The organism is Stenotrophomonas chelatiphaga, from assembly GCF_032054965.1.
Lineage (GTDB): Bacteria > Pseudomonadota > Gammaproteobacteria > Xanthomonadales > Xanthomonadaceae > Stenotrophomonas > Stenotrophomonas chelatiphaga.
Genome location: NZ_DAMBRS010000001.1, coordinates 692,579 through 707,878 on the forward strand (window position 1 = coordinate 692,579; position 15,300 = coordinate 707,878).

The 15,300-nt window shown below is 67.7% G+C and carries 12 protein-coding genes; 7 read left to right on the plus strand and 5 right to left on the minus strand.

Features of this window, described 5'->3' with window-relative positions; translation table 11 throughout:
- The first annotated feature begins 207 nt into the window (after positions 1-207).
- Positions 208-2,049, plus strand: coding sequence for a glycoside hydrolase family 15 protein (locus tag RTX79_RS03420; RefSeq protein WP_312681851.1), 1,842 nt, complete (start codon positions 208-210; stop codon positions 2,047-2,049).
- Positions 2,050-2,088: 39 nt separating this feature from the next.
- On the plus strand, positions 2,089-2,982 hold the full coding sequence (locus RTX79_RS03425; RefSeq protein WP_312681853.1) for an SDR family oxidoreductase: 894 nt from the start codon (positions 2,089-2,091) through the stop codon (positions 2,980-2,982).
- An 81-nt stretch (positions 2,983-3,063) separates the two neighbouring features.
- On the opposite strand, the gene RTX79_RS03430 is transcribed toward RTX79_RS03425, so the two are convergent.
- Positions 3,064-3,612: a TetR/AcrR family transcriptional regulator gene (locus RTX79_RS03430; protein ID WP_057507238.1), complete on the minus strand. Its 549-nt coding sequence runs from the start codon at positions 3,610-3,612 to the stop codon at positions 3,064-3,066.
- A gap of 4 nt (positions 3,613-3,616) precedes the next feature.
- A complete protein-coding gene (locus RTX79_RS03435) occupies positions 3,617-5,146 on the minus strand; it encodes an MFS transporter (RefSeq protein WP_312681856.1) in 1,530 nt (509 codons plus the stop codon).
- A 213-nt stretch (positions 5,147-5,359) separates the two neighbouring features.
- Here RTX79_RS03435 and RTX79_RS03440 point away from each other — a divergent pair, with 213 nt between their 5' ends.
- Genes RTX79_RS03440 through RTX79_RS03455 form a run of 4 tightly spaced genes read left to right on the plus strand, consistent with a single transcriptional unit; the run spans position 5,360 to position 9,092 of the window.
- A complete protein-coding gene (locus RTX79_RS03440) occupies positions 5,360-6,028 on the plus strand; it encodes a DUF3348 family protein (RefSeq protein ID WP_428695939.1) in 669 nt (222 codons plus the stop codon).
- Complete coding sequence (locus RTX79_RS03445) at positions 6,018-8,105, plus strand: hypothetical protein (RefSeq protein ID WP_312681860.1); 2,088 nt, start codon at positions 6,018-6,020, stop codon at positions 8,103-8,105. The genes RTX79_RS03440 and RTX79_RS03445 overlap by 11 nt, the downstream gene beginning before the upstream one ends.
- Positions 8,102-8,740, plus strand: a complete 639-nt coding sequence (locus tag RTX79_RS03450) for an OmpA family protein (RefSeq protein ID WP_312681861.1) — start codon at positions 8,102-8,104, stop codon at positions 8,738-8,740. The genes RTX79_RS03445 and RTX79_RS03450 overlap by 4 nt, the downstream gene beginning before the upstream one ends.
- Entirely contained in the window at positions 8,730-9,092 is a 363-nt protein-coding gene (locus RTX79_RS03455; RefSeq protein ID WP_312681862.1) for a DUF2894 domain-containing protein, read from the plus strand. The genes RTX79_RS03450 and RTX79_RS03455 overlap by 11 nt, the downstream gene beginning before the upstream one ends.
- A gap of 97 nt (positions 9,093-9,189) precedes the next feature.
- Here RTX79_RS03455 and RTX79_RS03460 read toward each other — a convergent pair whose 3' ends face one another.
- Together RTX79_RS03460 and RTX79_RS03465 are read right to left on the minus strand one after the other, a co-directional pair.
- The gene (locus RTX79_RS03460) at positions 9,190-9,933 is read right to left on the minus strand and encodes a SapC family protein (protein ID WP_057507244.1); all 744 of its coding nucleotides are present in this window, start codon (positions 9,931-9,933) and stop codon (positions 9,190-9,192) included.
- Between the two features lie 113 nt (positions 9,934-10,046).
- Complete coding sequence (locus tag RTX79_RS03465; RefSeq protein WP_057507245.1) at positions 10,047-10,319, minus strand: hypothetical protein; 273 nt, start codon at positions 10,317-10,319, stop codon at positions 10,047-10,049.
- 397 nt (positions 10,320-10,716) lie between these two features.
- On the opposite strand from RTX79_RS03465, the gene RTX79_RS03470 reads away from it, so the two are divergent.
- Positions 10,717-12,795, plus strand: a complete 2,079-nt coding sequence (locus RTX79_RS03470) for a TonB-dependent siderophore receptor (RefSeq protein ID WP_312681867.1) — start codon at positions 10,717-10,719, stop codon at positions 12,793-12,795.
- A 203-nt stretch (positions 12,796-12,998) separates the two neighbouring features.
- On the opposite strand, the gene fusA is transcribed toward RTX79_RS03470, so the two are convergent.
- A complete protein-coding gene (gene fusA / locus RTX79_RS03475; protein ID WP_312681869.1) occupies positions 12,999-15,026 on the minus strand; it encodes an elongation factor G in 2,028 nt (675 codons plus the stop codon).
- Positions 15,027-15,300 lie beyond the last annotated feature (274 nt).

Here is a 15,300-nt window from a genome sequence, read left to right on the forward strand (position 1 = left end):
GTAGCGAGGCGAGCATGGTCGCCGGCGTGTCCACGCGGCGTGCAAACAGGTGTCAACGCAGTGCAGTGATCACGTGGCGTTGAGCCCTGCCTCACCCTGCCTGCGCGTGCGGCTGTCTAGCTTCAATGCACCCTACGTCTGGACATCCACCATGTGCTTCCCCCGTGCTGTTTCGGCAGCCTTGCACGCTTGCCGGAAGGCGCGTTGATGTCGACGCTGCCCGAGGCCACCCACCCCGTTGCCACCCCACACCGCGAAGCGCCGATTGCCATTGACCGCAGGCAGGACGGCGCGCTGCCGATCGAACAGTACTCGGCGCTGGGCGAAGGGCGCTCAGTCGCATTGACTGGCTGCGACGGTTCCATCGACTGGTGGTGTGCGCCGAACATGGACAGTCCGCCGCTGTTTGATCGCCTGCTGGATGCCACCAGCGGTGGTTACTTCAGTATTGCGCCCACCGAGCCCTGCACCGTCGAACGGCGCTACCGGGCGGAGAGCAACGTGCTGGAGACCGTGTTCACCACGGCATCTGGCCGTGCGTCGCTGACCGAATCGCTGAACAGCGGAAACGCCGGCCGACTGCCGTGGTGCGAGCTGGCGCGGCGCATCGAGGGCCTCGAGGGCGAAGTACGTTTTGCCGTGCGGATGTGCCCCGGTACGCGCGCGCAATCGGCCAGCCCCTACTGCTCTTCCATCGGCGAACACGTGGTCTTCCATGTACAGCGGCTGCTGGGCGTGATGATCCATCATCCGGCGCTGCAGCTGCAGTGGACCGACGAAGGCGCAAGCGGTGAATGCACCGTCAGCGCCGGTGAGCGCGTGACCGTGGCGCTGGTGGTGGGCGAGGATGAGCCGCTGGTGGCGCCTTCGGTGGAAGAGGTGGATGGCCGCATCGACCTGACCGACCGCGAATGGAAAGCGTGGGCCCGCAACGTGTCCTACGGCGGATGGGACCGCGCCACGTTCGTTCGCAGCACATTGGCGCTGAAGCTGCTGCTGTACTCGCCCTCCGGTGCCATTGCCGCTGCCGCCACTACCTCGCTGCCCGAGCGTATTGGCGGCGACAAGAATTTCGATTATCGCTACGCGTGGGTGCGCGACGCCGGATACACCATCCAGGCGTTCCTCGCCGCAGGGCTGGAAGCAGAATCCAAGGCGGCCTTTACCTGGCTGCTGCGCCAGCTGCGCCGTCACGGCCCGAAGGTGGTCTTCACCCTGGATGGCGAGAAGGTGGAGCCGGTGCAGGAACTGCCCATGCATGGCTACCGCAGTTCGCAGCCGGTGGTGAAAGGAAACCTTGCCGGCGACCAGCACCAGCACGGTATCTACGGCGATATCTTCGAGACCGCATTCTGCTTCGTGGCCGCGGGCAACATCCTGGATGGCGCCAGCGCAGAGCTGCTTTCCCGGATCGCGGACCTGTGCGCTGACCACTGGCGCGCGAAAGATTCCGGTATCTGGGAACTGCCGGAGCTGGAGCATTACACGATGTCCAAGATCAGTTGCTGGCAGGCGCTGGCGCGGGCGGTCGAGTTGGCCGATCAGGGCCAGCTGCCGACCACCTGCCGTGACCGCTGGCAGCGCGAACGTGACCGCATCAGTGAATGGATCGAAACCAACTGCTGGTCCGACTCCCTGCAGGCCTACGAAATGTATCCCGGCAGCGGCAGGCTGGACGCAGCGCTGGCGTTGGCCGTGCGCTTCCGCTTCGACGGCAGGGACCGCCTGCTGGCCACCCTGCGTGCCATCGACCGTGAGCTGGGCCAGTCGGGCTTCCACTACCGCTACTCGGGCATGGCCGAGGAGGAAAGCTGCTTCATCGCCTGCTCCTACTGGATGGCCGAGGCCTACGCACGACTGGGCTTCGTCGCGGACGCGCGCGACCGCGTGGATGCGTTGAACGGCGCCCTCGGCCGCTGCCAGGGCGTGCTCAGCGAAATGGTGGACCCCGCCACGGGCCACTACCTCGGCAATACCCCGCAAGGCTTGAGCCATCTGGCCCAGGTGATGGCCATGGCCACCATTGCAGACGCCCTGGGCTGCCCATGAGCCGCCTACTCTCCCCCCGCTCCACAACAAGGATCGACAATGAATGATCGCCTGAAAATGCAGGACCCGCGCAGCCAGTACCCGCAGCCGCCCTTCCCCGCCCAGCCGCAGCCGGTGCCGGGCAAGGCCGCGGCAATGGACCCGGTGCCGGACCACGGTGAAACGAGCTACCAGGGCTCGGGCAAGCTGAGCGGACGCCGCGCACTGATCACCGGCGCCGACAGCGGCATCGGCCGGGCAGCCGCGATTGCCTACGCCCGCGAGGGTGCTGATGTGGCCCTGTCCTACCTGCCCTCCGAAGCGTCCGATGCAGAGGAAGTCTTTGCCCTGATCGAAGCCGAGGGCCGCAAGGCGCTGGCACTGCCGGGTGACATCACCGATCCGGAATGGTGCAGGACGATGGTGGAGCGCACGGTGGAAGCGTTCGGCGGCCTGGATATCCTGGTGGTCAATGCGGCCCGCCAGCAGTACCGCGACAGCATCGCCGAGCTGAGCGCGGAGGACTTCGACAGGACGATGAAGACCAACCTCTACGCCATGCACTGGATCTGCCAGGCGGCCGTTCCGCACCTGCCGCCGGGTGCGGCGGTCATCACTACCGCTTCGGTGCAGGCGTATGACCCCTCCGCCATCCTGCTCGACTACGCCACAACCAAGGCCGGCATCGTGGCCTATACGAAGGCGCTGTCGGCGCAGCTTGTTGAAAAAGGCATCCGTGCCAACGTGGTGGCACCCGGCCCGTTCTGGACGGCGTTGCAGCCATCCGGTGGCCAGCCGACCGATGCGGTGAAAAAGTTCGGCACGCAGGTCCCGATGAAGCGCCCGGGGCAGCCGGTGGAAATCGCGCCGGTCTACGTGCTGCTGGCCAGCCAGGAAGGCAGCTACCTGACCGGTGAAGTCTTCGGCGTGACCGGTGGTGCGGGCATCGCCTGACCGACAGCATTGGCGCAGGTGGATGCCTGCGCCAATCGTTCCGGAGCCCGCGCTCGGTGCGCGCGCTCCGGGCGTGAGCGCTTATTCCGCCTGCGCCCGCAACATCGCCATCAGCCGCTGCGCGATGCCGGCGCGCACGTCCTCGTCGATCCTGCCGTTGTACATGCCCTCGTATACCCATAGTCCATCGGCCGCCAACCGTGCGATGAAGTTGTCCCAGACCGCCGGATCGGCTTCACCCGAGCGCGGGGGCGGCGGTGCCCAGCGCGCCATGGCTTCGCTCCAGGGGGCGACATCGCTGTCGGGCTGGACCGATTCCAGCATGAAGATCAGCTCGGCGCGGGTCGCGCTGTGAGCCGATACGCGCATGTAGGCCGCATGCCGTTCGACGGCGCTGGCCTGCCCCGCAGGCACGTCGAGCAGTTGCTGCATGGACGCTTCCCATGCCTGCACCAGGTGTTCGTCGATGCCGCGCAGCAACGCCTCGCGCGAGGGAAAGTGGTACAGCAGCCCGCCGCGCGTCAGGCCCGATTCGCTGGATACCGATTCGAAGGTCACCGCACGCACGCCATCGCGGTTGATGACCCGCACCGCAGCGTCGAGGATCTTCGTTTTATTGCTGGTTCTCATGCGTTCAATGTACGGCAATCGAGGTGCCGACGCGGCCACCGTGCACGCCGCGCAGCAGCAACGCAGTGATCAGTGCGCCGATCGCCAGGGCCGCCGCAACCACCCCCAGCACCAGCTGGTAACCGCGGTCGTAGGCGGCATGCACGTCACCCACCCAGGCAGGCGCGCCATCGCCGGCCAGCTGCAGTGCCTGGCCGATACCTTCGCGCGCGGCAGCCGGCAACGCGGCGTCAGCCGGCAGGAAGGCGCTGTACAGCGCGGCCGCCAGGCTGCCGAGGACCGCCACGGCCAGCAGGCCACCGAATTCGTAGGCCACCTCTTCCACCGACGAGGCCATGCCGGCGCGGTCGGCGGGCGCATTGCCGATGATGGCGGTGGAGGCTACGGAGATGGTCGCGCCCATCCCCACGCCGGTCAGCGCCATGCCGGCGATGACCCAGCCCAGCCCATGCGGGAAACCCAGCGCAACGACCGTCACGCCCACCGCACCACAGGCCAGCCCGCCGCTGATCAGCGGACGCAGTCCAACCCGATGCAGGAAGCTGCCGCCCAGCAGCGCACTGGGCAGGCTGCCCATCGCCGCGACGGACACCAGCAGGCCCGCCTGCAGTGGACTGAAGCCGGCCACCAGCTGGAAGCGCTGGGTGGTCACCAGTTGCAGGCCCGCCAGCGCGAACAAGGTGAACACCGCCGCCAGCGTGCCGGACAGGAAGGCCGGGTTACGGAAGATAGCGAAGTCCAGCAAGGGATACGGCAGCACGCGCTGGCGGCGTACGAAAGCGGCAGCGGCGATCAGCGCCACGGTGGTGGCGATGGCGGCCGTGGCCCACGCAGGCGGTGCGGCCATCACGGATTTGATGCCCAGTACCAGGCCTGACAGCGCCCCCAGCGCCAGCAACGAAGACAGCAGATCCCAGCGCCGGCTGGAATCCGGCACGCCTTTCGGCGCCAGCACGAGCGTGGCGATGAACGCCAGCACGACCACCGGCACGTTGACCAGGAATACCGAGCCCCACCAGAAGCGCGCCAGCAGCAGGCCGCCGATGATTGGACCGAGCGCGGCACCGATGATGGCCACCGAACCCCAGATGGCGATGGCGATGTTGCGTTCGCGTTCTTCGTGGAAGGTCAGCCCGATGAGCGCCAGCGTCGCCGGCATCATCGCAGCGGCGCCCACGGCCAGCGCCGCGCGCGCGGCGATCAACTGCCCGGCGGACTGCGCGAAGGCCGCTGCCAGCGAGGCCGCGCCGAAGGCAAGCAGGCCGATCAGGAACATGCGGCGGTGGCCAATGCGATCGCCCAGGGTGCCGGCCCCGAGCAGCAGTCCGGCCATCACCAGCGGATAGGCATTGACGATCCACAGCTGCTGGCTGTCGCTGGCGGCCAGTTCACTGGCCAGCGTCGGCAGCGCGGTGTACAGCACCGAATTGTCCAGGGTGACCAGCAGCAGGCCGGCGGCCACGGTGAACAGCAGGCTCCAGCGGCGCGCGGGCGACAGCGCGGACGTGGCGGGGACGGAAGCGGTCAGCGACATGGGTGATCAACAGGATTGCGTCGGGATGTGACCACTATACCGGATGTCCTGTACAGTTATGACACATCCGGCACGTGGCCGTTCACGTGCCGGAAGGCGAGTCAGCTCAGGCAGCCGCCGTGGCAAGCGTGTAAAATCTCGTCTTTTGGCCTCCTGACAATGGCGAAACCGTCACCTCGGCCGCCCGTTGCAGGGCCGCCCCTGATCCGCGCAATGCAGCGGCTTGGCCCTCACTCCGGCCCGGCCGAAAGCCCTGCCCTGCCTGCGGTGTTGGGCAGCTGGGTGGACTGGAACCGCGCCGTTGCCCTCGCACGGGCACTGGATGGCAGCCTTCCCGAGCAGCCGGAACAGCCGGCTGACATCGACGTGGACCGCCTTGTCGAAGAGTGCGCGCGTGCACGCAGCACCCACGCCGAGGCGATCCACGCGCTGATGGCCGAACTGCAGCAGCCGATGTCACCGGTCGAATTCGAACGCCGGCACGCCGCGCTGCAGCGGGCCCAGTTGACCACCACCGGTCGCCTGCGTGGACGCCTGCGTGACGCGCTGGCGAGAACGGACGACCACGGCGCACGCCTGGCCGAGATCGATGCGGTGATGGAGCAGGTGCTGGCACCGCGCGAATACCGGCTGCTGAACCGCCTGCCCCCGCACCTCGCCGCCTGCCTGCCAACCGCGATCAGTGCCGACTCCCCTGCCGTGGACGCCGACGCGGCATCGCCTGCCGTCATGCCCGACCCCCTTCCCGAGCCGTCCTGGCCGCCCGCGCTGCGCGATACCGTGCGCGACCTGCTGCTGGCCGAACTCGACCTCCGTTTCCATCCGATCGACGCGCTGTCTGCCGCCGTCCATCCGCACCGAGCACCGCCCCATGCTGCGTAATGCCCTGCACCTGATCGTTTTCCTCCTCGGACTGGCCGCTGCGGTCTGGATAGGCGTCGGTTACATCGGCCACAACACGCTCGGCGCCGCCGTCGCCCTGCTCATTGCCGCGTGCTACTGCGTTGGCGGCTGGGAGCTGCTGCAGTTCCGCCGCGCGACCGACGCGCTGCGTGGCGCCACTGGCAACGCCAGTGAGAGGGAAGACCTGGACGACTGGCTGAAGCGCGTGCCATCCGCCCTGCGCGGCGCGGTGCGGCTGCGCGTGGAAGGCAACCGCAGCGCCCTGCCCGGCCCCGCGCTGACCCCGTACCTGGTCGGCCTGCTGGTGCTGCTGGGCATGCTCGGCACCCTGCTGGGCATGATGGCGACGCTGCGCGGCACCGGCATGGCGCTGCAGAGCGCGACCGACCTGCAGGCCATCCGCGGCTCGCTGGCATCGCCGGTGGAAGGCTTGGCGGTAGCGTTCGGCACCTCCATCGCCGGTGTCGCCGCATCGGCGATGCTCGGCCTGCTCTCGGCACTTCTGCGCCGTGAGCGCCTGGCCGCGGTGCAGTTGCTCGACCAGCACATCCGCACCGACCTGTCGGTGCATGGCCACGCCTGGCAGCGTGCGGAAGGCCTGCGCCTGATGCAGGACCAGGCGGCCGTGCTGCCCACCCTGGTGCAGCAACTGCAGCAGCTGGTGGACGGCGTGCAGCAGGCAGCGGCAGCCAGCCACGCACAACTGGAGGCACGCCAGGAGGCGTTCATCGCGCGCCACGATGCGGCGCAGGAGCTTCTGGCTGCACGCCTGGAACAATCCCTGCAGCGCGGCGTACAGACCGGCACTGAAGCCATCGGCACGACGCTGCAGCCGCTGTTGCGCGATGCCCTGGGGAACCTTGAAGCGACCGCCGCGCGTACCCAGTCCAGCGTGACCGATGCGGTGAAGCGCCAGCTGGATGCGCTGCAGGCATCGACGCAGGCGGTATCCAGCGACCTGCGCGCCCAGTTCGAAGGTGCGCTCAGCGCGCAGCAGGCCGCCAACGCTGCGCTGGTCACGGCCCTTGGCAGCGCGCTGTCCGGCGTCATCGCCAGCCAGCAGGACGGCACTGATCGCCTGCTGGGCGAGATCGATGGCCGCCTGCGCAGCCAGGTCGAACAGCTTGGCGCCCACTGGGCCACGCTGGCCGAACAGCAGCAGGCCGCAGGTGACGCTGCCACTGAACGCGATGCGCTTGCACGCGCGGCGGCGCTGGAGGCGCAGCAAGCCGATGCGCGTGCGCTGCTGGCCCAGCTGCAGGACACCCACCAGGCGCTGCTGGAGCGGACCGAACAAGGCGACCAGGCGCGCCTGCAGCAGTGGTCGCAGGCGTTCACCGCGCTGGTCGAACAGGCGGGTGCGCAGTGGGTCACGCACAGCGAACGGGCCACGGCACAGCAGCAGCACATCAGCGAAACGCTGCAGCAGACCGCCAGCAGCATCGGCGAAGAAGCGCGGCGACAGTCCACCGCCACCCTCGCCGAAATCACCCGCCTGCTGGATGCCGCCAGTGAAGCGCCGCGCGCCGCCGCCGAAGTGGTCGCCGAGCTGCGCCAACGTCTGTCCGAAAGCCTGGTGCGCGATACCGCCCTGCTGGACGAACGCGCCCAGCTGCTGGGTACCGTCGGCAGCCTGATGGAATCGATCCAGGCCACGTCCAGTGCGCAGCGCGTTGCGGTGGACCAGCTGATCGAAAACGCCGCCGGGCTGATGCAGCACACCGGCGAGCGTTTTGCCGAACAGGTCGACGCCCAGGCGGGCACGCTGCAGCAACTGGTGGGCAGCGTTGCCGACGCCGCCACCGGCAGCCGCGAACTGGCCGCCGGACTGGAAGGCGCCGTGACCGCCTTTACCGCGACCAGCAGCGGCCTGTCGACCCATCTGGAACACCTGTCCGGCGCCCTCGACGCTTCGCTGGCGCGCAGCGATGAGCAGCTGGCCTACTACGTGGCGCAGGCGCGTGAAGTGGTCGACCTGAGCCTGCTGTCGCAGAAGCAGATCACCGAAGAGCTGCGCCAGCTTGGCAAGGGCCGTGCGCCGGCAGGGGCCGCATGAGCGATCACGACGAACTGGATGGCGATAGCGGCACGCCCATCTGGGCCGCGTTCGGCGACCTGATGTCGGTGCTGCTGGGAGCCTTCGTACTGATCCTGGTCGGCGTGGTCGCCATGCAGCTGGAACTGAGCGGGCGGCTGGATGCGGAAACCAAGCAGCGCCAGGCCGCCGAACAGACCCTGGAGCAGGCCTTGGCCGGACCCTTGGCCGGCGGCCGGGTCACGCTGGTGGACGGGCGTATCGGCATCAGCGGCAATGTCCTGTTCGCCCTGAACTCCGACCAGTTGCAGCCGGAAGGACGCGAGGTCCTGCGCAGCCTGGCCGGCCCGTTGAAGGGCTGGCTGGCGCAACGCCAGGACATCCTGATGGTCAGCGGCTTCACCGACGACCAGCCGGTGCACGCGCACAACCGGCAGTTCGCCGACAACTGGGAACTGTCCGCGCAACGATCGCTGACCGTCACCCGCACCTTGATCGCCGAGGGCCTGCCCTCGTCTTCGGTGTTTGCCGCCGCCTTTGGGGCCGAACAACCAGTGAGCTCCAACGCCGATGAAGCCGGGCGCGCGCGCAATCGACGCGTGGAAATCGCGCCGATGCCGCGTCCGGGCACGAAGGATGCCGATGATGCGCGATGACCGCGCTGTCACCGGGCTGGCGGGGCTGGTGCGGCAGCTGGAAGCGGGCTCGGCCTCGCTGCCGGATTATCCGCAGCTGCCATCACTGCAACCGATGCGCGATGCCTGGCAGCAGCTGCACGCCGACAGCCGCCTGCGTATCGCCCTGCAGCAGACACCGGCCGAAGGTGGACCGTTGAATTCGGCCGTGCTGGTGCATCGCATGCTCGATGCGATGCAGGCACTCTCGCCCGACTATCTGCGGCATTTCGTTGCCTACGCCGACACGCTGGCGTGGCTGGAACAGCAGCCCCAGCCGACAACGACCGTCCCGAAGCGCGCACCGCGCAAGCGTACGCCGAAAGCCCGGTAGCGCCGGGCCAGGAACGGCGGAAATCCCCCGCCGCCACAGCGCCAGGACGCCGCCCATGGCGATGCCGGTCGTTCTGACCGGCACCCCTGCAGGCCGGTCAGGCGTCGCGCTGCGCCTGCTTGCGGGTCAGGTCGCCGAAACGCGACAGCGACATCAGGTGCTGGTGCACCAGGCCCAGCCAGCCGTTGCGGTGCCATGCCAGCACCACGTCATCGGGCAGCTTCTGGAACTTCTCCACGTCCACCACGTTGAAGCCCTGCAGGGTGAGTTCGCGGCCGTTCGGCAGGCGCACGTTGGCGTTGCGCATCACCAGCAGGTCCTGCTCGATCAGCGCCTTGGAGAACGCCTGGGTGTGGTTGTGGTCGGCGGTGAAGCGGCCGCAGAATTCCATCGCCTGCTGCAGCAGCTCGCTCGGCTTGCCGTCGACGAACAGCGCCTCGCCTTCGGTGCCGCCCTTGACGATGCGCTCGGTGCCTTCGTCGAAGCCCAGCACGTAGTTCTGGCTGCCGTCGGTATCGATGAAGATGAAGGGGTGGCGGCGCACGTAGGCCGGCACGTAGGTATCCGGCTCCCACTGGCCGTCAGTGACGAACAGGTTGTCCTCGGTCACGCCGAGGGCGGCCATCGGCACCGCGTCCGGGCCGGCGAACAGGATCGGGAAATGGTGCAGCGCCAGCGAGAACTCGTTGACGATCAACGGAATCGCGTTGGTCTTGGCAGCGAAGCCCAGCTTGCCCGGCAGGATGCGCAGGTCGCCGTGGATATCCGACTGCAGCGGCACCGGGCGGCTGTAGAACAAAGGGGAGCCTGCTGCAGGCGCGGTGTCGTTGCCGTTGGTCATCAGAAAGCCATCTCTACTGAACGCGCCAGCCATCCCGGGCGCGAATGCGGGTGGAACATGAAGCCCGCATTATCAACAAGCCACGTTGCAATCACCACCCCGCCGCTGCGGCCTTACTTGAGCTGCAACGGATAGCGCTGCCACAGCACGTGCACCAGGAAGCCGGTCAGCTCGGGATCCTTGCCGCGGATAGCGCCACGGATCTTGTCCAGCAGCACCATGTCCGAGCATTTGCGCACATCGGAATGGTTGGCCTGGCCTGCGCGGCGCGCACGATAGCGGGCAGCACGCTGCGCATCGCTCATCGCATACCCGAATTTCGGCGGCCTGCCCCGCTTGCGCGGCAGAGCCAGTTCGAAGGTCCCGGGGTCTTTGTCGTCGCGCATGGGAATGGGGAGGGAAAACGGCCGCGCACTTTATCGTGAGGCATCACTTTAATCCAGTCTTTTTTCACGGAAACTGCTGGTTTTCCGGCTCGCGCGCCACGATCGGCCGCACCCGGCAAACGGCGCTGCGCGCCTCGCGAGTCCTCTGATTGCGAATGGGTCGCAATTGCGTTTCAACAAGGCCGACAGTAGACTGTGATCCACCTCTCTCATAGCGCTGTCGGCCGCCTCCGGATCCTGCATCCACGGCGTGCAGGCACGCCCGCGCACGCCCATGACACGACCCACCGCCTCACGACCCTCCCCCTTCCGTTTCCGCCCGTTGGCCATTGCCTGCGCGCTCGTCTGCGGCGCACCTGCAGTCCACGCGCAGCCGTCCGCCACTGAGTTGGACGCGGTGCGGGTCAACGCCTACCGCGCGGCCAACAGCGTCAGCAGCGCGACCAAGACCAGCACTTCGGTGGCCGAAACGCCGCAGTCGGTGTCGGTGATCGAACGCGCCGAACTGGATGCGCGCGGCGTGCAGTCACTCAACGATGCGATGCGTTACGTGGCCGGCGTAAGCCTGGAAAGTTCGGGCATCGACAACCGCGTGGATGACTTCCGCATCCGTGGCTTCGATGCAGGCAGCTGGGCCAACAACGTGACCCTGGATGGCATGCGCGCGCCGCAGGGCAGCCAGTGGAACCGCAGCATGTTCGACAGCTGGAACCTGGAACGCGTGGAGGTGCTGAAGGGTCCCTCGGCGGTGATGTACGGACAGGTCGCACCGGGCGGCATGGTCAACCAGGTCAGCAAGACCCCGCAGCCGGGCCAGTTGCAGCAGCTGCGACTCGGCCTGGATGCGCATGGCCAGTACAGCGCGGCGTTCGACGTGGGCACCGGCAGCGACGACGACGCGCACCTGGTGCGCTTGGTCGGCCTGTACCGCGATGGCGCAACCCAGATCAAGCACACCGAGCAGGAACACTGGTTCCTCGCCCCCAGCTACACCTGGCAGATGGCCGAGCGCACCCGCCTCACCCTGCTCGGCATGTACCAGAAAGACGATGGCGGATCGACCTACCAGTTCCTGCCGATGGACGGCACGCTGCGCGCCACGCCGTACGGTCACATGAAGAACACCACCTTCATCGGCGAGCCGTCCTGGAACACGTTCAATCGCACGCTGTGGACCGCGGGCTGGATGTTCGAGCACGCCTTCAACGACCACCTGACCTTCAGCCAGAGCGCGCGCCGCACGCATGTGGATTCGCTGTACCGCGGCGTGGTCACCAACGGCGCGCTCAATGCCGATGGCCGCACGCAGGCACGCCGCGCCACCTACGGCACCGGTGATTCGGATGGCGATACGTTCGACACCCGCCTGCAGGCACGTTTCAGCACCGGCGGCGTGGACCATGTCGCGCTGCTGGGGTGGGACTGGCAGCGTGCCGACTGGGAAGGCGTGCGCGGTGCGATGAGCAGTCCGCGGCCGATCGACATCTTCAACCCGGTGTACAGCGGTTACCTGCCGCAGGTCACCAGCCTGAGCCCAACCGAAGGCAGCAACCGGCAGAGCGGCGTCTACCTGCAGGACCAGCTGGCGCTGGGGCAGTGGCGCCTTACCGTAGGCGGACGCTACGACTGGACCAAGGATGATGCCTCCAGCGCGACCCGCAACCCGGTCACCGGCGCGACCGTGACCCAGCCGCGCAGCGTGATCAAGAACGAGGCCTTTACCGGCCGCGCCGGCGTGCTGTATGTCTTCGACAATGGCCTCACCCCGTATGTCAGCTATGCCGAATCGTTCCAGCCCTCGTCCACCAGTCCGCTGAACAATTTCGACGGCACCGCGTTCGACCCGGTCACCGGTACCCAGTGGGAGGCCGGTGTCAAATACCAGCCGGCCCGCATCGACGGCCTGGTCACGCTGTCGGCGTACGAGCTGCGCCAGCAGAACCTGTTGACCCAGGATCCCGATCCGACCCACATCACCTGCGGTGCGACCGCCAATGCACGCTGCTCGATCCAGGACGGCGAAGGCCGCGTGCGCGGCGTGGAACTGGAAGGCCGGGTCACCCCGTTCGAAGGCTTCAGCCTGATCGGTGCGGCAAGCTGGATGGATTCGGAGATGACCCGTTCGGACCAGTACCAGGGCAAGCAGCTGATCATGGTGCCCGACTACACCGCCTCGTTCTGGGCCGATTACACCTTCGCCGGCGGCGCACTGGAAGGACTGAGCCTGGCGGCGGGTGCGCGCTACAACGGCCGCAGCTACGGCGACAGCGCGAACCTGTACCGGATCCCGGGTTACACCCTGTTCGATGCGGCGATCCGCTACGACGTCGGCCGGGTTGGCAACAGCGACCTGCAGTTGGCGCTGAACCTGAGCAACCTGGCTGATCGCCGATATGTGTCGACCTGCACGACGGTGTCGTCGTGCTACTACGGCAGCGGCCGCACGGTGATGGCGACCGCACGACTGGGTTGGTGACACCGACCCACGCCCGGTAGTGACGGCCGCTGGCCGTCATGTTCCTGCCGCGGTGGGTGACGACCGTTGGTCGTCATGCTCCTGCCTTCCGCTGCGCTCGCCGACCATGGGTCGGCGCTACCCGGTAGTGACGGCCGCTGGCCGTCATGCTCCTGCAGCGGGCATAAAAAAGGGGCGGCCGAAGCCGCCCCTTACCCGTCTACTCATTGCGCCGGCGCATAACCGTGCAACTGCATGGTGCTGCTTGCCCGTCCCTGGCTCATCGAACGCAGCGCCGTACTGTAGCCCTGCAACTGCGCCAGTGGTGCAAACCCGCTGACCTGCGAACGGCCTTCGCGTTCGTCGATCGCCTGCACCCGTCCATGGCGCCGCTGCAGGTCACCCACCACGTCACCGACATGGGCTGCGGCCGACAGCACCTGCAGCGACATCACCGGCTCCAGCAACTGGGTGCCCACCTGGGCCAGCGCTGCCTTCACCGCCTCCATCCCGGCGCGATGGAACGCCTGCTCGGACGAATCCTTCGCATGCGTCTGCCCATCCACCAGCACCACGTCCAGGCCGACCACTGGATGACCCTGCGGGCCGTCCTGCAGCGCGGCGCGCACGCCCTGCTCCACCGCGCGGATGAAGCTGCGCGGCACCACGCCGCCAACGATGCGGTCGCTGAATTCCACCGCATCATCATCGCGTGGACGCACGTCCAGCACCACGTGCGCGAACTGGCCCTGCCCACCACTCTGCTTGACCACCCGGCCGACCACGCCGGGTGCTTCGCTGCGGGGTTTTTCCAGGTACGCCACGCGTGGCTGGCCGACCTGTACCTCGACCTTCCACTCGCTGCGCAGGCGCTCGACCATCACTTCCAGGTGCAGCTCGCCCATGCCCCATACCAGCGTTTCGCCGGTCTCTGCATCCGCCTCGACGCGGAACGACGGGTCTTCCTGGACCAGGCTTGCCAGCCCCTGGCTGATACGGATCAGGTCACCGGCGCGGCCCGCCTGCAGCCGCCACGCCAGCACCGCCGGCTGCGACTGGATGGCTTCCAGCAGCAACGGCTGCTGCAGCGAGGACAGCGTTTCCCCGCTGATCGCATCCTTCCAGCCCATTACCGCGACGATGTCGCCGGCCTCGGCCTGTTCGATGTCATGCACCTGATCGGCCTGCACCCGCACCAGCCGTCCAACCCGACGCGCGTCGTGCCGCGAACTGGCGATGCGATCGCCCACCCGCAGCGTGCCCGAGTACACCCGCACGAAGGCCAGCGCACCCTGCTGCATGTGGGTGACCTTGAACAGCAGCGCGGCCAGCGGACCTTCTGCATCGGGCGGCAACTGCACCGCGTCCTCACCGGAGGCCGCCGTCACCGCCGGCCGGTCCAGTGGCGACGGCAGGTAGTCGACGATGGCATCCAGCAACGATTCCACGCCCTTGCCCTTGAACGCAGCGCCGGCCAGCACCGGCACGCCGGCACCGCTGACCGCGATGCGTCGCACCGCCGTGCGCAGCGCTTCGGCGTCCACCGGCGAACCCGCCAGCCAGGCATCGGCCAGCGCGTCGTCCAGCTCGGCCGCGGCCTGCACCAGCGCATCACGCTGCGGCTGCCACTGCAGCGCCTCCGCGTCGGTCCAGGCCCGTCGTTGCAGTGAACCGCTGGCATCCCAGTGCAGCACCTGCCGGTCCACCAGATCGACCCAGCCATCGAACGCGGCTTCGCTGCCCAGCGGCACGCCCAACGCGAGCGGGCGCGCCTGCAGGCGATCGGCAAGCTGGGCCACGACGCGCTCGAACGAGGCGCCGATGCGGTCCATCTTGTTGACGAAGGCGAGCAGCGGCACGCCATGCCTGCGCGCCTGGTGCCAGACGGTCTCTGATTGCGGCTGCACCCCGTCGACCGCGGAAAACACCGCGACCGCACCATCCAGCACGCGCAGCGAGCGCTCCACTTCGATCGCGAAATCGATGTGCCCGGGAGTGTCGATGAGCGTCAGCCGGTGCACAGCGAGGTCGCGCGGCGCCCACTGCGCCTGCACGGCCGCCGCACCGATGGTGATGCCGCGTTCGCGCTCGATCGCCGAAAAGTCGGTGGTCGCCGCGCCGTCGTGCACTTCACCGACGCGATGGATCTGGCCGGTTTTCCACAGCAGCCGTTCGGTCAGCGTGGTCTTGCCCGCATCGATATGGGCAATGATGCCGAGATTGCGACGCAGCGAAAGGGTTTGGGTGTTCATGGACTACTCCTGCAATGCCAACATCGGGAAACCGCGCGTCCCGGTTGGCTGCAGGGCGCGCGGTCAGGTCTGGGTGTCGTCGAGCGGGTGCATGGCACGTTCTCCTTCGCTTCTCAGATGAATCGGGTAAATCGGAAATAAAAAAAAGCGCCCGGTTGGGCGCTCTGCTGGGGGTCCAAGGCAACCGCGATGCGGTCAGCCGCCTTGTCTTCCGCCGGGCAGACGCACCCGTTCCGCGCAGGCGCGGAGCAGGATCTGAAACGTCAGCAGCGGA

Excerpts from the sequence above, each read along its gene's own strand:
- RTX79_RS03420 (WP_312681851.1), top strand. The coding sequence starts at position 208 with ATGTCGACGCTGCCCGAGGCCACCCACCCCGTTGCCACCCCACACCGC.
- RTX79_RS03425 (WP_312681853.1), top strand. The coding sequence starts at position 2,089 with ATGAATGATCGCCTGAAAATGCAGGACCCGCGCAGCCAGTACCCGCAG.
- RTX79_RS03430 (WP_057507238.1), bottom strand. The coding sequence starts at position 3,612 with ATGAGAACCAGCAATAAAACGAAGATCCTCGACGCTGCGGTGCGGGTC.
- RTX79_RS03435 (WP_312681856.1), bottom strand. The coding sequence starts at position 5,146 with ATGTCGCTGACCGCTTCCGTCCCCGCCACGTCCGCGCTGTCGCCCGCG.
- RTX79_RS03440 (WP_428695939.1), top strand. The coding sequence starts at position 5,360 with ATGCAGCGGCTTGGCCCTCACTCCGGCCCGGCCGAAAGCCCTGCCCTG.
- RTX79_RS03445 (WP_312681860.1), top strand. The coding sequence starts at position 6,018 with ATGCTGCGTAATGCCCTGCACCTGATCGTTTTCCTCCTCGGACTGGCC.
- RTX79_RS03450 (WP_312681861.1), top strand. The coding sequence starts at position 8,102 with ATGAGCGATCACGACGAACTGGATGGCGATAGCGGCACGCCCATCTGG.
- RTX79_RS03455 (WP_312681862.1), top strand. The coding sequence starts at position 8,730 with ATGCGCGATGACCGCGCTGTCACCGGGCTGGCGGGGCTGGTGCGGCAG.
- RTX79_RS03460 (WP_057507244.1), bottom strand. The coding sequence starts at position 9,933 with ATGACCAACGGCAACGACACCGCGCCTGCAGCAGGCTCCCCTTTGTTC.
- RTX79_RS03465 (WP_057507245.1), bottom strand. The coding sequence starts at position 10,319 with ATGCGCGACGACAAAGACCCCGGGACCTTCGAACTGGCTCTGCCGCGC.
- fusA (WP_312681869.1), bottom strand. The coding sequence starts at position 15,026 with ATGAACACCCAAACCCTTTCGCTGCGTCGCAATCTCGGCATCATTGCC.